This is a genomic window from Labrenzia sp. THAF35, from assembly GCF_009363595.1.
Taxonomy (GTDB): domain Bacteria; phylum Pseudomonadota; class Alphaproteobacteria; order Rhizobiales; family Stappiaceae; genus Roseibium; species Roseibium algicola.
This window is the reverse complement of record NZ_CP045380.1, coordinates 4586931-4604115: the sequence shown is the minus strand read 5'-3', so window position 1 is coordinate 4604115 and position 17185 is coordinate 4586931. Positions and strand designations below refer to the sequence as shown.

The following is a 17185-nucleotide window of genomic DNA, read 5'->3' as shown; positions in this document are numbered from 1 at the left end:
TTACTGCTCTGCGAGCCGCCAGCAGGCGGAATTGGATGATGTGCGGGTGCGGGCGATCCTGGCCTCGATGCCCGGTACCAGGCTTTCATTCAGCATCGAGGCGGCGAAGGCATGATCGCGGTAGAGGGCCATCAGAAGTGTCGCCACTGCGTGCTCAAGCGTCACCATGACGGCAGCCGCATCATCCATGCCGCGACCGTCAAGAATTTCCTGGGCTGCCTTGAGGGCTCGCTGGGTGTCTCTTTTTGCCTCGGACACGGTCTTAGCCCCGCGTCCGGATGCCGATGAAGGTAAGGCGCAACTCTAGCTGGGTGCGGGCTTCGTCCAGGCCCCAGGGCTTGATGACTTCCTTGAAGGGGTTCGGCAGGTGCCATGTTTCCATGACGGCGCTTGCCTTCAGGAGATCTCGAACCTCGGTTGCGGTCACGGATTTGTCGAGGATCTGAAGGTACTTAAGCCGAGCCATGGCGATTTCGTCGTCTTCATCTACCGGAAGGCCAGCGGCTGCATAGATGGCGTCGGTCAGTTCGCCCTTCGCCTCGCGGATCGCGTCCATGAAGGCGTCGGCGAAGTCGGTTTTTGCCGCTGCGAACGCGAGGAACGGCCAAGCGGGCTCGCAGGAAAACGCGACATGGAAATCAGACAGCAGGGCATGAGCCTTGTGCGCATCGAGTGCCCGATCGTACATCAGGCAGCAATGCTGCGCGGCGCTGTAGTGAACATGAGGTGTTGCGCCATTGAAGCGGGGTATCTTCACAAGCGCCTCGACGAGGTCAGGCCAGAAAATACCGGCGGGCGCAAGGTTAGCGAGATCGACTGCGCGGCCGGATGCCATCAGCATCGGGTTTGCCATGCAGCGGGCGGAAACAGGATTGGCATGCTGTGTCATGGGACAGGGTTCCTTGCCGGTGATTGCTCTTTCGAGCGAATGAAGTCTTTGAGTTTCTGGCCATCGGTTTCGCCGCGCGCAAAATCGGTGACGAGGCGTTCCAGATCGGCGGCTAAGTTGAGCCGTTCGGCGATCCAAACTGCAGCGCACGGGGTACACGCGGTGCAAATCGCGTTTTGTCTTGGTGACGATCGAACCAGATACGCTTCGGTCTGTCGCTGCGTGTCCTTCCAGGCCGGAGACCGCATATCGTAGCTAGCAAGCTCGATAAATCGGCCCTGGCGCCAAGTGTTGTGGGAGTTGTCAAACATCTGATTGTCTCACCACGGAACATCGAAGCGATGGTCAATGTCGGGTTCGCTGGGAGCCAGACAATCGACGTGGAAAGACTCTTCTTTCAATTCGGTGCCGTCGAACCACATGACGTCATAGGTGTTGCCGCAGCGGTCAGACACCACCGTCATCGGTTTGACGCAGGATTTCAGGCGAACCACCGCGCCGAGTTTGAATTGAGGTGTTTCCGTAGCCGGTTGACCATCTTCCCCCATCGGCGGGGCATTGCACGCAACATCGATTTCGCAGGGCTGGCGGCCATACAGAGCGCGTGGGTAGATGTCGGGCGTCTGCATCATGGCGCCGATCATGTTTTCCGCCATTTTGCGCGTGTCGGGGCACAGATAATCCGGGTCCGGTTCTTTCAGATCGTCAAAATGGACCGTGTTGCGAATCTCCACCCGCGGGTCAGTCGGCACTAAAGATCTCGGAACGCGAAAGAAGAGACTGGACAGGTTGTCCTCTTGCGAGGTCTCTTTGGGTTTAAGTTTCGGCGACGGCTCAATCCACCGACCGGCATATCCTGGGTGGTTAAGGATATACTTACGGGTGGTACCGATATCGAAAGTGCCATCAGAGGGGGTGTCCTCATCCGGTGCTTCCTGGCACAGAACCAGTGCCCTGTGCGTGCCGTGTTGGACGAGCCTGCCGTCATCGATAATCATGTCGCAATTAAAGTGTTCGGCGATCAGATCGCGGTTCAATGTCTTGCCGGTCGCTGCCGGCCCGTGGACGTGGATGAACTGCATTCCGCTTCCTTTCCGGCCGTTATCGGCCTTCCTTGATTGCCTGACAGGCCTGCACTGCCTGGCCGTGCAGCGTCATGGCGCGCTTCTTGAGGTTTTCGACAAGGCGGAGGATCTCGGCCTTGTCGTGGGGGCGGATCTCAAGGCAGGCTTCCAGATCCGTTTTGAGTGTGCCGATTTCGGCAATCAGGTCGCCAGCATCGGTCAGGAGCCGTTCCGCCCTGTGAGCGGCCGGCGGCTGCAAACGTTTTGCATCGGCAACTTGCAGGGCGGAAACTTGAGGCATCAGGAAATAGCCTCCGCTTCCGGTTGCATCAGCCGTGTGCTACAGCGATCACTCCAATCGACATATGCCCGGTACAGTGAAGCCGTCTCCGGGGCGATTTGAGGGGGTGTGCTGTGGCCGACATCAACGAAATGCTGAACGATCTCATTGTGCGACTTGCCGTGACCGAGCGTCTTTTGTTTGACGTTACGGGAAGCCTTATCGCGGACTCGCCCGAGCCGGAGGTCACGTTCACCAACGTGCTCGCTCAGCTCCGGTCGCATTTCGATCCGTCTGGGGCAGACAGCCCAGGCGCTCTTGAATTTCACAAGCGCGCGACTGAGCAGGTTGCCCGGGTCGAAAGGCAGTTGAAGGCTGCTGCGTTTCCGGTCTCGGAACATTAGTCAGCTCCACCCGCCATGCCGAGGGCGTGCAGGTAGAGATCAAGAACGGCCTCTTCCTCTTCGCGCTCGTGCGGCTGTTTCTTTCGCAGGGATACGACCTTGCGGAGGATGCCAACGTCAAACCCGTTGCCCTTGGCCTCGGCGTAGACGTCCTTAATGTCATCCGAGATGACTTTCTTCTCTTCTTCGAGCCGCTCGATGCGCTCGACAAAAGCACGCAGCTGGTCGCCGGCAACGCCGCCTGGATCACTCATTTCGATCTCCTTGGTTTTGGGGAAGTCCTGCGAAACAGATTGAGGGTCCAAAATCTGCTTGGCAGGACGGCGCGCCTTTCAGGGATTTGTACGTGGTCAGGTCCGGGCGCCGTCCCTTGTGTCTGCTATTTCATTCGGCTGTCCTTTCCGCTTGAGGGCATGAAGCTTCGGCTCTCCGATGGGGCGGCGCAGTCCGGATCTGTGTCCGGTTGATAAGGGAAAAGGGGCCGGCCGGAGCGGAGCTGCCAACACTCCGGCCGAACCTGCCCGAGTGCAGCGACGGGGAGGTGGCGTCGGCATTGCTGTCTACGGGGCAGGAAAGGTTTGGCCACTGGCCGAAAATCAGGGAATTGGAAGATCGCGAGCGGGGCTTGTTTACACCCTGGCGGTGCTGCATCCAGAAAACGGCGGCGATGCAAAGGCCGGAAAGCCCTGTCGCCGCGTAGGGGGTGCCGTGGGCAATAAGATCAAGAACTTCGATGCTCATTCGTATCTCCATTTCCCGGCGGATCGCATGCGTCTGCCAGTTGCTGAGCAAGTTCATGGATGGGAGCGGGGCCGTACACCGGCTGACCATTGGCGGCCAATGCGTCGGCAATTGCTTTCAAGGCTGCAGGTTTGCCGTAGACAACGGCATCCTCGGCCGAGCCGGGCAAGCGCAGGCACAAGGTTTCCACCTGCGCGCCATGCACGTACCGCTGGGAGCCGTCCGGTTCCGTGATGGCAAGAGCGCGCGTAGGGCTTTTTGCTGAGTGGTAGTAACGGATCTCGGCCTCCAACCGCGCGATGCACTTTTGCAGGCTGTCGACCAGCGTGCCGACCATCCAAACCCGGTATTCCGGCTCTTCGTGTGTTGCCGTGTGAAACCATTCCAGTCCGTTTTTCAGGACCTTCAGGCTGGACCAGGTGTTTTGAACGAAACTCATTTGTGCGTCTCCTGATTGAAACTTTTGCGGAAACGCTACCGCGACAGACGGCACAATGGCAGCATTCATTGCCATCGTTGGTGATTTCGACTGCAGCTTCGCTCAAGCCGATCCAGCTAGGTTCGAAAGATGTGCCCGCAATACCGCGAAGCACGTTCTCCAAAGTTTTGGCCTGAGCTAAGATTTCGGTTGTTTCGGTCATGCCCTTGTCAATTCTGCTGCCTTGGGCTCTGAATCGTGTAAGCCGATTTTTTCGAGCTAAAAAAGCGCACGGAGAACGATCCGCGCCTCCTATCTAGAACGCAATATGAGAAAAACACATAGTTGATGTCAATAGGAAAATGTGAAAAGCGTATTTTCCATATTTTGAGAAGGAGAATTTATGCAGTTGGGTACGGTCGATCCAATCCAGCTCAGCAAATTAATTGCGGCGTTGGAAAGTGAAATATCGAAACTTGGCGTGACCGTTCGGTACGACACAAGTTTTGAGCGCCTTGAGCAACTCTTGCCGATCGATGACAAGAAAGAACTCACCCCTCATTTTTCAACCGTTCTCAACACCTACTCAGAAGCAAACGCTTTCTGGGTTGGTGGCTTTGATGCGGACGAAAACCTAGTCGCGTTAAACGCTGTTAGGATGGACGATCTCGGCGAAGGAAGTATGGCGGATTGGTTGCCGAGATATTGGCACCGATGTTATCCGGGTAAGAAGTCGGAGAACGCAAAAGCAAGTGCAGTACAGCCGCGATTTTGGCGACGTATGCGTGGCCGGATCGTTTACTTCGGAGAGTTTGCTCTGCAGAAAAAGGGTTTCCAGGGCAAGGGTTTGCCTAAGCTATTCGGGCCGTTCATGCTCTTGCTTGCCGCACAGAAATTCAGTGCAGATTGGTACATGACCTGGGTGAAACCGCGCGATTGGTCTATGAGATATCCGCTCGCGTACGGGTTCACAACGACGTATGAAAATGGTCTTCGGTGGGACGACCCGCCTGCCTCCATAGACCCTGATCTGGTTGCAGCTGTAAACGATCGTGTGCAGCTGCTGGATGTGATCGACGTTCTAGCGGCGAAATATTTAGAAGCTTAGAATAGCTGAACAGAAACGGAATTCCGTTTGCGTTCCATCTCAGAGAAAGCTTCTCATAGGTCATTTTGCAGAGGCCATCGTCAGTAGCAAAGTCATCCTGCACAAGCTGAAGAGTGGGTTCGCACAGTGCCAGTTCAAATCCTGCGCGCAAGGTCTTTCTATGTTCAGTCTTGAACAACTTGCGTCGGTCGCTCTTGGTGCGTCGGGCCAGCTTAACAGATCTGCCTAAGAGACTCGCACGGCCCACAAACTGGATCTCCGGACTGTCCGTTTCGGGGACGTGGCCGGCGAAGCGAACCAGATACGGCGCAATGCCTTCAAACAAATTTGGGTCTTCAATTTCACCTTTGGTTTGGCGCCATAATGTCAGGAGGTATTTCGCTTTTTCATCTACGTACCCCCTGTCAACCAGGTCGCAGGGCTCGGTATGGATATCGCAACTCATTGAACGGTTTCCCTTGGGGTAGAAAACTCAATAATTTCATTACGGTGCCAGTAGCTGGCTATCTCGTCACGGGCAATATTGTAGAGTTTCTCCTGCTCCTTCAGTGAAAGCTTATGGAGCTTTCTGTGGTTGAACTCGTTTTCGCATTCATCGAGTATGATCCACATTAAATTGTGCTTTTGAGCGCGAAGCATAAGATTGAACAACCTCTCCAGACCAATCCTTGGTTGTGCTCCGGGTTGCAATAATCCTTCCGTAGAGATTTTTCGAAAATTCATTCTGAGCCTGTCTAAGCTAAGGCACGCTTAAGTGGAATTTTTTTCAGCTTGTGCCAATGTACGGTAGTATATCGCAACCGATTTCACGTAATCTGTAAAGGACAAATTCGTAAGGTTGCGTTCCTTTTGTACTTTGGCCATCATTTTTCGCGATGCAGCAAACAGCTGCGGATGCCAGGCTCCGGCACCTCTTAACATGTTATAAATCAAGGCCGATGCTTCGATATAAGTGTCAGGATGCATCTCACCCTGGAACTCACTTGCTTCAAGTTCCTTGGTAATTTTCAGGGCTAAATCAGACAGGTCTGGATTGAAGTCCTCTTCAGTCATTTCGTTACCATCCGACGCCAAGAACCTTGGTTGTGTTGTTCCGATGGTGGGAAGGGGGACGTTCAGGATTTCTGCCGCAGCCAGCATTTCCTCTGCGGACATTCCTCGATCATTGTTGATGATCCGACTTATTTTGGATTGATCCAAATTGATCTGGCGCTTCTTGATTTCTCGCGCCAGGTCCACCTGCGAGAGTCTTGTCTCATCAAGTGCGTTTTTTAGCCACGTGGCTATGCGGGTTCGTGCGTCGATCTCATTCATAGGAGAATTTTGCATATTTTCGCAAATCGGCGCACTGCCGTAATTCTCATATTTTCTGAAATGAGGATATTGACAATTAATATGCGATAATCTCATAGTCGCCTCATGAGCAAAGATCCTGCAGTTCTCGTCGTCCGTGCGTGTGGTGGCTTGAAAGCCACTGCGGCACTGGTCGGAAAAGACACTTCTTCGGTTTTCCGCTGGCGCTCACCTAAGAGCAAAGGTGGCGCGGATGGTCGCGTTCCAGGTGGGAATTTGTTCCTGATTTGGTGTGAGCTAATCCGTCGCGGAAAGCCGATCTCTCTTGAAGAATTGGTTTTTACCGAGCAGGAGCGGTTGCTGATCTCCGATCTGGAAAATGCAAACGACAACACTGCTCAAGACCCTCGTTCTGTTGAATTTGATGAAGCCAATATAGGGGAAGGCCAATGACCATTTCCTGCGGAAACGACACGCAAATCCTGCGGAACCGACCGCAGGCTTTGGGAGTGGATATGGCCCGTTTGGCAACATTCTTTCGCAAGCGGTATCCGACTGGAACGGCTGCACAAGTCGCAGATGATCTAGGTGTGTCGTTGCGCACGGTGGAAGGCTGGCTTGGGTCTACCCCTTCTGCGCCTCGCGCTGCCCATTTGGTGACGGCTATCTGGGTATACGGCCCGGAATTTCTCTCAGTGCTGCTGCCTGAGACACCGGGCTGGTTGAGTGAAGCCGCTCGCAACGCGCAGCGTGAAAAAGCACTTCAAGACATCGCCGAGCTGCAACGGATGCTCGACCAGTAAATCCCTTTGTTTGGAGGCCGGAATGTACGGGCAGAACAAACCGAGTACAGAAAGAAAAACGCACGGTCAACAGGGCCTTGCGGTTCTAGAAGTCACGTTTCGCGCCATTGGTCGCGGCGGAGCGTGGGTTGGCAAGTGGTGGGGAAAAAGTTGGTTTTGCCTGGCCGATTTGTGCCGCAGATCCTCGAAGGCGTGAGGGTAAGGGCGATGGACACAATCCAGGCATACCGTAAAGGCGGCAGAAGCGCAGAAGCACTTTTGCGCGAAAAGATCGACATCAAAGATGCGCGCATTCAGGCGTTGGAAGACGAGGTTGAGTACCTCAAGAGCCAGTTGATCAAGCCGGAAATAGAGTTCCCGTTTGAGTGGCATTTGAGAAAGACCTGGGCGACCGTCCTGCGGTGCCTTCTCGCTCGAAACCTGATGACAAAAGACGCTGCGATGGCGGCGCTTTTCAGCGATCGGGCGGGGGATGAGCCGAGTTCGAAAATTGTTGACGTATACATCTGTCACCTAAGGAAGTTCCTGCGCCCACTTGGCATCGATATCAGTACAAAGTGGGGCTGGGGTTGGTACCTCACGCCCGACAATAAAGCGAAGCTGCTGAAGCACTGCACACTCCGATCAGGCAATCGGGATTGTGTGCAATGAACCAGTCTCCGCGCATCCTTCCTGATTTGCTCGCTCCGATGAATGACTTTGTCCGGAAGTCCGATCAGGTGATCGACCCCGTCGCGATGGACTATCTCGCCAAGCGGCATCCGGACGGTGTCCGTGTCATCGATATCGCCAGTTATCACGGGCTCCTGTTCCTTGAAGCGCACGACATTGTCGAGATCGCCCTGTGCGCACGGCAGTTGAAAGCCCGTCGCGACCAGGATGGCGACATTCTGTTTGTCTGGCGGGCGGGGACCATGCCGCCGCTGTCCGGTCTGGAAAAGACGCTCTTGCGCCAGGCGCAGCGCGATCTCGATGCCGGTCCCGATCGCATCTTTGTCGAGGGCGCTGCAATGGACCTGCGCGTCGGCCCGGCCGCTGTGCGCAAGGCCCTCGAATTTCTTGTTTCTGCCGACCTCTTGACCCGCGACGGCCGCGCCTACGCGCTGACGCCGCTCGGCCGCACCGAAGGAGACCCGGAATGATGAAGATGACAGCTGAGCAGATTGCGGAACTGGACCCGCCTGCAGCGGTGTTGTGGGTGTTTCATCCCGAAGGGCCGAGAGACATTTATGTGCCGGCGCAGGACGGTGAAGAGAAGATCGCGGCGCGCATGACGGTTCTGAAAGAGCTTGGTGCGGTGACCGCTGTTCTCACCCATCCGCATCTCTTCCCGGAAGATCCGGAGGTGATGCGGTGAGAACGCAAACCAGGCCTGTCGCCAAAGGGACCCGCGACCCGCGTTTTCCAGAGCATCTTCAAACCGTTTGCCGCTTCGAGGACGAACTGTTCGCCGAGATCCGGGCGCGCGCGATTTCTGAACGTACCAGCTTCAACGAGCAGGTTCGCATTCTTGTGGAATGGGGGCTTGAAGCTGCACGGGGAGGCACTGCGCAATGAATGCCCATGCTTCTTCCCTTGGCGCGTATCACGATCATATCACGCGCAAGCGGGTGGCCTTCGAGCCCTCCGGATTGATCAAGATCCCTGAGCTTAACAGCAACCTGAAACCTCTGCAGGCGCATTGCGTCGAGTTCGGCTTGCGGTGCGGTTGCGCGGGGCTGTTCAAGGATACCGGCCTCGGCAAGACGTTTGACGAGTTGGAATGGGGCCGGGTTGTTGTCGAGCATACGAACAAGCCCGTCCTGATGCTGGCGCCGCTTGCGGTAGGTTTGCAACATGAGCGTGAAGCGGAGCGCTGGGGCATTGACGCGGTCTATCGCCGCGAGGCCAAGCCAACGGACGGCGCACGGATCATCATCTCGAATTACGAGCGGCTTGAGCGGTTCGATCCGGACATGTTTTCCGGTGTCATCCTTGATGAAAGCTCGATCATTGCAAACTTCACCGGGGCAACCACCCGCAAGCTGACGAAGGCGTTTGAACGAACCCCATTCCGCCTGTCTGCGTCGGCGACGCCTGCACCCAACGACACGACCGAACTCGGCCAGCACGCAAGCTTTCTCGGCATTATGCGGTCAGCTGAAATGCTGACCCGCTGGTTCATCAACGACAGCCGCCAGATGGGCAAGTACCGGCTGAAGCGCGCCGCTGTCGGCCCATTCTGGGAGTGGGTTGCGAGTTGGGCGCGCTGCGTTTCCATGCCGTCAGATCTCGGGTTTTCCGATGAGGGGTATGAACTGCCGGAACTGGAAACCTTGCGCCACATCCTGCGTGCGGACGTTTTCAGCGACACGGGCGAGGAACGGAACGGGCAGGGGCGGTTGTTCCGTGTGCCTGAGAACTCCGCAACGTCCATTCATACCGAGAAGCGGCGCAGCTGCGTTGCCCGCGCTGAAAAGGTTGCCGATATCCTGTCGGCAGATCCCGATGAGATCTGGCTGGTGTGGTGCGATACCGACTACGAGGCCGAGGCCCTGCGTGATTGCCTTGGCGACATCGTCGAGGTGAGCGGTTCGCAGCACATCGATGAAAAGGAAGAAAAGCTCGATGCCTTTGCACGCGGAGAGCTGGACCGGTTGCTGACCAAGCCATCGATCGCCGGTTTCGGGTCCAACTGGCAGCACTGTGCCCGGATGGCTTTTGCCGGGATCAATTTCAGCTACCAGACCTATTACCAGGCTTTGCGCCGTTGCTGGCGGTTCGGGCAGACCCGGCCCGTGCAGGCGCATATCGTCGGGACCGACACCGAAAACGGCATCTGGAACGCGCAGGCCCGCAAGGCAGCCGATCACCAGACCATGAAGCGGGAAATGACCGCTGCCATGGCGCGCGCATCCCGGTCGTCGTCGGTCTACCAGGCATACGAACCGAACAAGAGGTCAGGCCTGCCGGCCTGGATGGTGTCATGACTGAGATTTCCTGCATCGATGTGGCCGTAGGGGCCAATTGGACGTTGTGGAATGCCGACTGTGTCGAGGTGTTGGCGCAGCTGCCAGACAACAGCGTTGATTTCAGCGTCTTCTCGCCTCCCTTCGCCAATCTCTACATCTATTCCGAAAGTGCCCGTGACATGGGCAACGTGGAAAACAATGAAGCGTTTCAGGAGGCCTATAGCTTCGTGGCGCGTGAGTTGTTCCGTATCACGAAGCCGGGGCGGCTGTGTTCGATCCATGTCAAGGACCTGGTCTATTACTCCAATGCCTCGGCAAAGGGCGATCGTGGCCTGACAGACTTTTCCGGCGACTGCATCAAAACACATAAGGCGGCCGATTGGACGCTTCATTCCAAGGTGACCGTGCGCCGTTGCCCGGTCCGGGAAATGACCAAGTCCAAACCGGACGGGCTGCTCTACAAGAATTTCCGGCTCGACGCCGCGCGGGTTCGTCAAGGCCTGCCGGAATACATCATCACTTTCCGGAAATGGGCAGACGGTGACCAGGCAGAGCCCGTTGTGCACCTGCCGGGCCTGTGGCCGGAGTGGGGCGGTGAGGGCGTTCAGTTCGTATCGAACCGGACGCCGGACGGGCTGGAGCTGCCCGATTATGCAGCGCTTTCCGACAAGCTGCAGAAACAAGATCCGCGATATCTGGAAGCGCTCGACATCTGGCAGAAATGGGCCGATCCGGTTTGGCTGGATACCAGTGAAACCAATGTCCTGAACGTCAAGCAGGCTGCCAACGAAGATGCGGAAAAGCACCTTTGCCCGATGCCGCTCGACATCATCGATCGCTGTATCCGGCTTTGGTCAAACCCTGGTGACGTTGTGCTGTCGCCCTTCGCCGGCATCGGCTCCGAAGGCTATCAGGCCCTGAGAGCGGATCGAAAGTTTCTGGGCATCGAACTCAACCCGAACTACTGGCGCGACGCGGCGAAGAACCTAGCCGATGCGGAAGCCAATGCGCCTCAGTTCTTTTCCGAAGTGGAGCCGAAAGGAGCAATGGCATGCTGATCGAAACAACGGCAGGTGAACTGAAAACTGCGCTGGATGCCCTCAAGCCGGTGATCTATCGCCGGAACTGCATACCGGTTCTCGGCGCTGTCTTGCTGAAAGACGGGGCTGTGACCGGCACTAATCTGGATCTGGAAATCCGCATCAAGTTTGCCGCAAAGCGGTTCGAAGGCAGTGCGGCCATCCCGTTCTTCCAGCTTCTGGATCTTGTTGGAGGCCTGCCGCAGAAAACGAAGTTAAGGCTTCAGGATACAGACCGGAGCGGCTACGGCGTGTTCGTGACATTTGCGGGCGGTCGCTATTACCTCCCGTCCTATCCAGCGGAAGATTTCCCCGAGTGGACGGTCAGGGACGATGATCTGCAGGAGATGGCTTCTCCGGACGGTTTGCTTGAGGCTTTGAAAACCTGCCAGCCTTTCATTTCGACCGAAGAGACCCGGTATTATCTGAACGGGGTTTGTTTCAGCCGAGACCAGGAAGGAAATGGCGTCATCGTCGCGACTACCGGGCATCACCTGATTGCCTATCAATATGCCCATGACTGCCAGGACAACCCGATCCTTCCGCGACTGGCATTGCCGGCGTTGCTTGGTTTGGCTCAGCCTGAGCGGGTGATGCGCGGAGAAAAGCAGATGGTGTTTCACCTGCCGGGTGGAAACTGGCTGAAATCCAAGCTGATTGATGGAACTTATCCGGCTTGGACGCGCGTTGTTCCCGATCTCCCGGCCGACGCTGCTGAATTGAAGATATCGCCCCGCGAGTTTCTTGGGGTCCTCGGCCGCATGAAGCTGGCGTCCAGGAATGGAAGCTGGCGCGCGGTCGATATTTGCGCCAACGCATCGGGCGACCTTGTTGTTGTGACCTGCAAAGGTTCAGACGGCGAAGAATGTGCAGAGCGTCTCGACAAGGGGACAGCCGAGAACTGGTCGCGGATGGCGAACAGTATCTGGTCTGCAAGCTCAACCTACCTCATGGAAATCTGCCGCCTGAACCGGAAGGCAGACGAACTTGTCATTCGCGGGACTGAGAGCAATGCGCCGGTCTATTTAAGCCATGAAGGCTCCAAAGCCCTCATTGTGCTCATGCCCGTGCGAAACGGAAATGAATTCACCAGAAAATCGCTTCTGACGTTGGCGCGCAGTGGTGACAACGACGCCGATGCCGCCGCGCAGGTGGCGTAATGACTGTTTATGTTCTCCATTTCGACCCGCCGTATCTGCATGCCGGTCATTACATCGGATATACGCCCGATGAGACGGCGGAACGGCGGGTACGTGAGCATACGGAATGCCTCTCTGCCGGATCGCCCTTGGTGAAAGCCGCAGTCGCAGCGGGTTGCAAAGTCACCTTGGCGCATGAGTTCCCACTGGCGGGGCGCGATTTTGAAGCGTGGCTCAAGTCCAGGCGCGACACGCCTCGCTGGTGCTCATGTTGCGGCAACGCCGTCCGCAAAACGCCTGATCCGGAAAAAATACCGGAAGCATTTCGGAACAAAAAGAGAACTTATCCAAGTTCGGATGCGGAGGCGGCATGAGGGAGTTTCAGTCGACGCTCTTCGAAGGCGGGCAGCGCCTGGTTTACGACGATGCGGTGGAAATGACGTTGCAGTCGATGCAGGCCTATGGACAGCAGCATGACCATTGGGGGATTGCCTGGTCAGGTGGAAAAGACTCGTCAGCAGTGCTGACACTGATTGTCCACCTGTTAGATGCAGGCCGACTTGCGCCACCGAAAACGCTTTCAGTTTTTTATGCCGATACGCGCCAGGAGTTGCCGCCGTTGGCAATAGCGGCTCAGTTGATCATGCGTCAACTTGCTGAGCGCAACATCAACCTGGAGATTGTGACCGCGCCGCTCGATAAACGATTTTTGGTTTATATGCTCGGCCGAGGTGTTCCGCCTCCCAATAACAATACGCTTCGCTGGTGTACGCGGCAGATCAAGGTCGATCCGATGACCGATGCCTTGGCCGCTCGGATCGAAGAACTTGACAGCAGCATCTTGATGATCACGGGCGTCCGGCAGGGGGAAAGCGCGGTACGAGATCAGCGGATAGCTATGTCTTGCGGCAAAGACGGGGCAGAGTGCGGGCAGGGGTGGTATCAGCAGGTTCTGCCGAATGCCAAAGGTATTCGTGGCCGCATCGCTACGTTAGCGCCAATCCTTCACTGGCGTGTTTGCAACGTGTGGGATTGGCTGAAAATTTATGCACCGATGCGCGATTACGGTTCCTGGGCAACTGCATCAATAGCAGACGCGTATGGTGGAGATGAGGCGGCCGAAATAGCTGCTCGGACTGGCTGTATCGGTTGCCCGCTGGCAAGTCGTGAACTTGCCCTTGAAACCATTCTCACCAATCCAGACTGGTACTATCTGGAGCCTTTGCAGGGGCTGAAACAGCTTTATCGCGAACTGCGTCTGCCCCAACACAGATTGCGCAAGCCTGGCGCAGAGACGCTGAAAGACGGCACGCTCGCAAAGAACCCACAACGGATGGGGCCATTGACATTCGATGCGCGGCTCATGGCGCTGGCGAGGATCATCGCCATTCAAGAGGCGGTAAACACCTCCGCGCGAAATCTCGGTCGACCGGAAATCGACATTCTGAACGCTGAGGAAGAAGCGCGCATTCGCGAATTGATCTCCTTGGAAACATGGCCAAAAGGGTGGACTGGTTCCGAGCCGACCGCCGACACGCCACTTGATACTGTTTACGGGGACGGCACAGTGCAGCCGCTGATGATGTGATGACGGCACAAATGAAACTTTTGCATGTCCACGCGGGATCACGGTCATACCAGATAACCCGGAAAGAGGCTGAGCGCCTCGGTCTGCCGGTTGTTGTGTCCAGGTCCATTGTCGTGGTTCCACCCAAGCCGAAACCAGATCCCTATGCGCGACAAATGGAAAAGCAATCTGACGACCTGAAGCGCCGCCGGTTGATTGCGGAAATCATAAGGGCAGAGGGTCTTGGGGCTTCCCGAACCTGCCGCGTAATCGCGATGAAGGTTGCACTCAGAACGGGGTTCTTTCTGTCTGACCTGAAACGAACTTGCCGGAAAAGCCCTCTTGTCGCAGCCCGACAGCGCGCGATTTTTGGCGCCCGCGTCGGAACTGACAAGTCGTTGGATGTCATTGGCCGATTCTACGGATTGGATCACACCACCGTTTATTACAGCGTGCAGGAGCACGCCAAACGGATCGGACGGGATGCACCCGGCATGCGGTGTGGGAGGTAATGCCGTTGAGCAATGTGCTTGAAGCTGCGTTGGCCTATGCCCGCGCGGGGTGGCCGGTTTTTCCCTGCAACCCCATGCCGGATGTGCCGAGCGCTAAGAAGAAACAGGCGAAGTCCCCGCTTGTCGGCAATGACAGGGACGCCAATTTCAATCCAATCCCGAAAACCGGAGGTCTCTACAAGGCGACCTGCGATGAAAAGCAGATCCGTGCGTGGTGGACCAAATGGCCCAAGGCGCTGATAGGCATGAGAACAGGCAATGCCTCTGGTGTGTTTGTTGTGGACCTGGACCCTCGCGACGGGGAAACGCTCGATGATGTTGAAGAGCGTTTGTCAGCAGCTGTTGGTGACTTGCCCCCCGGTTTACGGGCGACAACCCCATCTGGCGGCGCGCACTATTATTTCAAGCTTCCTGAAGGCGAAGAGACCCCGCGCAATGCTGCCAAGAAGCTGAAGGGCATCGATTGGCGGGGTGATGGCGGATATGTGATTGTGCCGCCGTCTGTCATGCTGGACGGTGCCGGATATGAGTGGTCTCTCGGTCCTGATGAGGGGGAGGCAGCAGAAGCAACGCCACTGTTGCTTGATCTGATTTATCAGCGCGGGCCGTTCGCCCGGCATGCAAAACAGTTTGAAAAGGGAGGGTACGGTTCCGGTTTTTCCGGCCGGACACTACCGAGCCCGGCAAACCAGAATGACGCCGGCAGCGATGCCGTCAGGAAATATGTGCAGGCGGCCGTGACGAATGCCGCAAACGAAGTGAAGGCAGCAGCGGAAGGAACGCGCGGTTCGACTTTGAACAGCGTTGCTTTTTCTCTCGGGAAGTTTGTTGCAGCCGGAGCGTTGTCGGAGCGGGAAGTCTGGGCTGCACTTGCGGATGCGGCCGACGCCAATGGCATGACAGGCGTCGATGGCCCCAATGAGCGAGATGCAAAGATCCGCCGTGGATTGGAGGCGGGGTCGGTCAATGCCGCCGAAGCACAGCAACGGCTTGAAGAAATCCGCCGTGAGGTGGAGGACAGGGCCTCCCGGCGTGGTGGTTGGCGGAAGGCAGAACCCCCGCCGCATACTGATATTCCGGATGGGCCTCCCGGACCTGAAGGCGGTTTTCGCGTGGTAGGCGGTACCGATCATGGCGCCGACATGCCGGAAGATCCGTCAATTGCAAACGGGGTTTCCCTCGATGCTTTGCGGGAATGTGCGGAACTCGATACCTCCGATACCGACAATGCGAAGCGTTTGCTGACACACTTCGGGTCGGATCTCGCTGTTCTGGCGATGGACGGGTCTGCCGGTGGCGATTGGCTGCACTGGTGCGGGACGCATTGGGATATGTCTGGCGGGTTGGCAGGCGTTCAGGAAAAGGCGAAAAAGGTTGGCGATCTGATCAACCTGGAAACCGCCTATATTCTTGAAACGCCTATCGAAACAGAATTTCTCGACAGGGCGGCCGAGGACGGTTGGCCGCGCGAGATGCTTGATCAACCATTCCTGACCTTGAGCGATTTCCCCGAGCCGGTGAAGCATGCTGCGAAAGCTCTGCGGGCGTGGCAAAAGCGGGTGGCGAACCGTGCAAACTTCGGGGTGACTTCCAAGAATGCCGGCAGGGTGGAGGCGATGCTGAAGATGGCGGTCTCGGAGATCCGCAAGCCGGCCGATGAGTTCAACCCCGATCCCCTTCTTGTCTCAACCAGGTCCCATACCCTCAAGTTCACGCGTGAGATCGACCCTGATTGCCCGGACCCGGACGTTGACAGGTACATTGCCGAACTGCAGGTGATTGACGGGCATCGCCGCGAGGACTGGCGCATGGCGAGTGTGCCGATCGTCTGGCGCGGGTTGGACTGCCCTGCGCCGAAATGGTCCAAGTTTCTGGATCGCTGCTTGCCTGACATGGAAAAGCGCAGAACGGTGCAGCAGGTGGCCGGCCTCGGCCTTCTGGCGATGTCGCCCCAGTTTGTCATGTTCCACTATGGCCGAGGGGCGAACGGCAAATCCGTGTTTCTGGAAACCCTGGCCCGCGTGCTTGGCCCTGGCCTTATGGTCGGTCTCCCGAGGGAGTCGATCATCGGTTCCGGTGAACGATCTGTTGGCGGTGCTTCGCCGGATCTCTATCGGCTCTACGGTAAGACGATGGTTCGCATTCTGGAAGTCCCCGGCGATGAGCCGCTCCATGAGGACCTGATCAAGAAACTTACGGGCGGCGAGCCGTTCCCCGTCCGGACATTGTTCAAAGGCTATTTCGAGTTCCATAACGTGGCAACGCCGCACATGTCCGGTAACGGCCTTCCAACGATCAACGGGACGGACAACGGCATCTGGCGACGGATGCTTCTGGTCAATTGGGATCAGATCATCCCGGAAAACGAACGGCGTGACTTTGAGGAAATGGTCGCCGAGCTGGTGCGCGAAGATGGGTCCGGGATACTTGCCTGGCTTGCTGCCGGCGTCCTGGACTATCTCCAGAACGGACTGTTCATAGCTCCAGCCGTGCGCGCGCAAACCGACTCCTATCACGAGGAAATGGACCCAATCGGGGAATTTTGGATGACCTGCGTCAGGGAAGACCCGGTCTGCGAGATCCAGGCACGTGACCTTTACAATGCATATCGGGACTGGAGCACGGCCAACGCCAAGCGCGTGAGGACGGAAACAAAGTTCGGGCGAACGATCAAGGACCAAGTAAAAAAGGTGACAAAGAACGGGCGGATCTATTACGAAGGGATCAAGCTCACCGATGTGCCTCAACCCTCTGACCCCGGACCCCTTTATGAGACGCGGTCAGACTACTGAACCCTCACTTCTGTAGAGGGTTAGAGAGGGTTTCCTGACAGTTCTATGAGGGTTGGGGGTGTGGGGAAACTTCATCAAAACAATGACTTATGAGGGTTGAAGAGGGTTTGGCGTGTCTCTCTATATATGAGAGGGGTTTGGGGTA

General features: G+C 56.7%; 23 protein-coding genes. 15 read left to right on the top strand and 8 right to left on the bottom strand.

Annotation, left to right across the window (positions count from 1 at the left end; translation table 11 throughout):
* Genes FIU93_RS21130 through FIU93_RS21110 form a run of 5 tightly spaced genes read right to left on the bottom strand, consistent with a single transcriptional unit; the run spans position 1 to position 2254 of the window.
* The gene (locus tag FIU93_RS21130; protein ID WP_152506661.1) at positions 1 to 258 is read right to left on the bottom strand and encodes a GntR family transcriptional regulator; all 258 of its coding nucleotides are present in this window, start codon (positions 256 to 258) and stop codon (positions 1 to 3) included.
* A gap of 4 nt (positions 259 to 262) precedes the next feature.
* Entirely contained in the window at positions 263 to 889 is a 627-nt protein-coding gene (locus tag FIU93_RS21125; RefSeq protein ID WP_152506660.1) for a hypothetical protein, read from the bottom strand.
* Positions 886 to 1200 carry a hypothetical protein gene (locus FIU93_RS21120; protein ID WP_152506659.1) on the bottom strand — a complete coding sequence of 105 codons (315 nt, stop codon included), beginning with the start codon at positions 1198 to 1200 and terminating at the stop codon, positions 886 to 888. Before FIU93_RS21120 ends, FIU93_RS21125 begins: the two co-directional genes overlap by 4 nt.
* 9 nt (positions 1201 to 1209) lie before the next feature.
* Positions 1210 to 1971 (bottom strand): DUF2158 domain-containing protein, encoded by a 762-nt coding sequence (locus FIU93_RS21115; RefSeq protein WP_152506658.1) that lies wholly within the window; start codon positions 1969 to 1971, stop codon positions 1210 to 1212.
* 19 nt (positions 1972 to 1990) lie between these two features.
* Positions 1991 to 2254 carry a hypothetical protein gene (locus FIU93_RS21110; protein ID WP_152506657.1) on the bottom strand — a complete coding sequence of 88 codons (264 nt, stop codon included), beginning with the start codon at positions 2252 to 2254 and terminating at the stop codon, positions 1991 to 1993.
* A gap of 113 nt (positions 2255 to 2367) precedes the next feature.
* Here FIU93_RS21110 and FIU93_RS21105 point away from each other — a divergent pair, with 113 nt between their 5' ends.
* Positions 2368 to 2637 carry a hypothetical protein gene (locus FIU93_RS21105; RefSeq protein WP_152506656.1) on the top strand — a complete coding sequence of 90 codons (270 nt, stop codon included), beginning with the start codon at positions 2368 to 2370 and terminating at the stop codon, positions 2635 to 2637.
* On the opposite strand, the gene FIU93_RS21100 is transcribed toward FIU93_RS21105, so the two are convergent.
* Positions 2634 to 2891 (bottom strand): DUF2312 domain-containing protein, encoded by a 258-nt coding sequence (locus FIU93_RS21100; RefSeq protein WP_152506655.1) that lies wholly within the window; start codon positions 2889 to 2891, stop codon positions 2634 to 2636. The two genes, FIU93_RS21105 and FIU93_RS21100, sit on opposite strands and share 4 nt — an antisense overlap.
* Positions 2892 to 3358: 467 nt before the next feature.
* Positions 3359 to 3817, bottom strand: coding sequence for a hypothetical protein (locus FIU93_RS21095; RefSeq protein WP_152506654.1), 459 nt, complete (start codon positions 3815 to 3817; stop codon positions 3359 to 3361).
* A 382-nt stretch (positions 3818 to 4199) separates the two neighbouring features.
* Between FIU93_RS21095 and FIU93_RS21090 the strand changes: the two genes are divergently transcribed.
* Entirely contained in the window at positions 4200 to 4904 is a 705-nt protein-coding gene (locus tag FIU93_RS21090) for a hypothetical protein (protein ID WP_152506653.1), read from the top strand.
* A 750-nt stretch (positions 4905 to 5654) separates the two neighbouring features.
* Here the strand turns inward: FIU93_RS21090 and FIU93_RS21085 are convergent.
* Positions 5655 to 6218 (bottom strand): helix-turn-helix transcriptional regulator, encoded by a 564-nt coding sequence (locus FIU93_RS21085; protein WP_209010191.1) that lies wholly within the window; start codon positions 6216 to 6218, stop codon positions 5655 to 5657.
* Between the two features lie 105 nt (positions 6219 to 6323).
* Between FIU93_RS21085 and FIU93_RS21080 the strand changes: the two genes are divergently transcribed.
* The 13 genes from FIU93_RS21080 (at position 6324) to FIU93_RS21020 (ending at position 17040) form a co-directional block, all read left to right on the top strand.
* Positions 6324 to 6650 carry a hypothetical protein gene (locus FIU93_RS21080; protein ID WP_152506651.1) on the top strand — a complete coding sequence of 109 codons (327 nt, stop codon included), beginning with the start codon at positions 6324 to 6326 and terminating at the stop codon, positions 6648 to 6650.
* Complete coding sequence (locus tag FIU93_RS21075) at positions 6647 to 7000, top strand: hypothetical protein (RefSeq protein WP_152506650.1); 354 nt, start codon at positions 6647 to 6649, stop codon at positions 6998 to 7000. The genes FIU93_RS21080 and FIU93_RS21075 overlap by 4 nt, the downstream gene beginning before the upstream one ends.
* Positions 7001 to 7207: 207 nt before the next feature.
* On the top strand, positions 7208 to 7651 hold the full coding sequence (locus tag FIU93_RS21070) for a helix-turn-helix domain-containing protein (protein ID WP_152506649.1): 444 nt from the start codon (positions 7208 to 7210) through the stop codon (positions 7649 to 7651).
* A complete protein-coding gene (locus FIU93_RS21065) occupies positions 7648 to 8142 on the top strand; it encodes a hypothetical protein (protein ID WP_152506648.1) in 495 nt (164 codons plus the stop codon). Before FIU93_RS21070 ends, FIU93_RS21065 begins: the two co-directional genes overlap by 4 nt.
* Entirely contained in the window at positions 8139 to 8357 is a 219-nt protein-coding gene (locus FIU93_RS21060; RefSeq protein WP_152506647.1) for a hypothetical protein, read from the top strand. Before FIU93_RS21065 ends, FIU93_RS21060 begins: the two co-directional genes overlap by 4 nt.
* Positions 8354 to 8557, top strand: a complete 204-nt coding sequence (locus tag FIU93_RS21055) for a hypothetical protein (RefSeq protein ID WP_152506646.1) — start codon at positions 8354 to 8356, stop codon at positions 8555 to 8557. Before FIU93_RS21060 ends, FIU93_RS21055 begins: the two co-directional genes overlap by 4 nt.
* On the top strand, positions 8554 to 9969 hold the full coding sequence (locus tag FIU93_RS21050) for a helicase-related protein (protein ID WP_152506645.1): 1416 nt from the start codon (positions 8554 to 8556) through the stop codon (positions 9967 to 9969). The genes FIU93_RS21055 and FIU93_RS21050 overlap by 4 nt, the downstream gene beginning before the upstream one ends.
* On the top strand, positions 9966 to 11009 hold the full coding sequence (locus FIU93_RS21045) for a DNA methyltransferase (RefSeq protein WP_152506644.1): 1044 nt from the start codon (positions 9966 to 9968) through the stop codon (positions 11007 to 11009). Before FIU93_RS21050 ends, FIU93_RS21045 begins: the two co-directional genes overlap by 4 nt.
* Positions 11003 to 12190: a hypothetical protein gene (locus FIU93_RS21040; protein ID WP_152506643.1), complete on the top strand. Its 1188-nt coding sequence runs from the start codon at positions 11003 to 11005 to the stop codon at positions 12188 to 12190. The genes FIU93_RS21045 and FIU93_RS21040 overlap by 7 nt, the downstream gene beginning before the upstream one ends.
* Positions 12190 to 12543, top strand: a complete 354-nt coding sequence (locus tag FIU93_RS21035; RefSeq protein WP_152506642.1) for an endonuclease — start codon at positions 12190 to 12192, stop codon at positions 12541 to 12543. The genes FIU93_RS21040 and FIU93_RS21035 overlap by 1 nt, the downstream gene beginning before the upstream one ends.
* Positions 12540 to 13757 (top strand): phosphoadenosine phosphosulfate reductase family protein, encoded by a 1218-nt coding sequence (locus tag FIU93_RS21030; protein WP_152506641.1) that lies wholly within the window; start codon positions 12540 to 12542, stop codon positions 13755 to 13757. Before FIU93_RS21035 ends, FIU93_RS21030 begins: the two co-directional genes overlap by 4 nt.
* The gene (locus FIU93_RS31905; protein ID WP_152506640.1) at positions 13757 to 14248 is read left to right on the top strand and encodes a helix-turn-helix domain-containing protein; all 492 of its coding nucleotides are present in this window, start codon (positions 13757 to 13759) and stop codon (positions 14246 to 14248) included. Before FIU93_RS21030 ends, FIU93_RS31905 begins: the two co-directional genes overlap by 1 nt.
* Positions 14248 to 17040 carry a phage/plasmid primase, P4 family gene (locus FIU93_RS21020; RefSeq protein WP_152506639.1) on the top strand — a complete coding sequence of 931 codons (2793 nt, stop codon included), beginning with the start codon at positions 14248 to 14250 and terminating at the stop codon, positions 17038 to 17040. Before FIU93_RS31905 ends, FIU93_RS21020 begins: the two co-directional genes overlap by 1 nt.
* Positions 17041 to 17185 lie beyond the last annotated feature (145 nt).

Bases quoted from the DNA above. Each gene is read 5' to 3' on its own strand.
- FIU93_RS21125 (WP_152506660.1), bottom strand. From the start codon at position 889: ATGACACAGCATGCCAATCCTGTTTCCGCCCGCTGCATGGCAAACCCG.
- FIU93_RS21120 (WP_152506659.1), bottom strand. From the start codon at position 1,200: ATGTTTGACAACTCCCACAACACTTGGCGCCAGGGCCGATTTATCGAG.
- FIU93_RS21115 (WP_152506658.1), bottom strand. From the start codon at position 1,971: ATGCAGTTCATCCACGTCCACGGGCCGGCAGCGACCGGCAAGACATTG.
- FIU93_RS21110 (WP_152506657.1), bottom strand. From the start codon at position 2,254: ATGCCTCAAGTTTCCGCCCTGCAAGTTGCCGATGCAAAACGTTTGCAG.
- FIU93_RS21100 (WP_152506655.1), bottom strand. From the start codon at position 2,891: ATGAGTGATCCAGGCGGCGTTGCCGGCGACCAGCTGCGTGCTTTTGTC.
- FIU93_RS21095 (WP_152506654.1), bottom strand. From the start codon at position 3,817: ATGAGTTTCGTTCAAAACACCTGGTCCAGCCTGAAGGTCCTGAAAAAC.
- FIU93_RS21090 (WP_152506653.1), top strand. From the start codon at position 4,200: ATGCAGTTGGGTACGGTCGATCCAATCCAGCTCAGCAAATTAATTGCG.
- FIU93_RS21085 (WP_209010191.1), bottom strand. From the start codon at position 6,218: ATGAATGAGATCGACGCACGAACCCGCATAGCCACGTGGCTAAAAAAC.
- FIU93_RS21080 (WP_152506651.1), top strand. From the start codon at position 6,324: ATGAGCAAAGATCCTGCAGTTCTCGTCGTCCGTGCGTGTGGTGGCTTG.
- FIU93_RS21075 (WP_152506650.1), top strand. From the start codon at position 6,647: ATGACCATTTCCTGCGGAAACGACACGCAAATCCTGCGGAACCGACCG.
- FIU93_RS21070 (WP_152506649.1), top strand. From the start codon at position 7,208: ATGGACACAATCCAGGCATACCGTAAAGGCGGCAGAAGCGCAGAAGCA.
- FIU93_RS21065 (WP_152506648.1), top strand. From the start codon at position 7,648: ATGAACCAGTCTCCGCGCATCCTTCCTGATTTGCTCGCTCCGATGAAT.
- FIU93_RS21060 (WP_152506647.1), top strand. From the start codon at position 8,139: ATGATGAAGATGACAGCTGAGCAGATTGCGGAACTGGACCCGCCTGCA.
- FIU93_RS21050 (WP_152506645.1), top strand. From the start codon at position 8,554: ATGAATGCCCATGCTTCTTCCCTTGGCGCGTATCACGATCATATCACG.
- FIU93_RS21045 (WP_152506644.1), top strand. From the start codon at position 9,966: ATGACTGAGATTTCCTGCATCGATGTGGCCGTAGGGGCCAATTGGACG.
- FIU93_RS21040 (WP_152506643.1), top strand. From the start codon at position 11,003: ATGCTGATCGAAACAACGGCAGGTGAACTGAAAACTGCGCTGGATGCC.
- FIU93_RS21035 (WP_152506642.1), top strand. From the start codon at position 12,190: ATGACTGTTTATGTTCTCCATTTCGACCCGCCGTATCTGCATGCCGGT.
- FIU93_RS21030 (WP_152506641.1), top strand. From the start codon at position 12,540: ATGAGGGAGTTTCAGTCGACGCTCTTCGAAGGCGGGCAGCGCCTGGTT.
- FIU93_RS31905 (WP_152506640.1), top strand. From the start codon at position 13,757: ATGACGGCACAAATGAAACTTTTGCATGTCCACGCGGGATCACGGTCA.
- FIU93_RS21020 (WP_152506639.1), top strand. From the start codon at position 14,248: ATGCCGTTGAGCAATGTGCTTGAAGCTGCGTTGGCCTATGCCCGCGCG.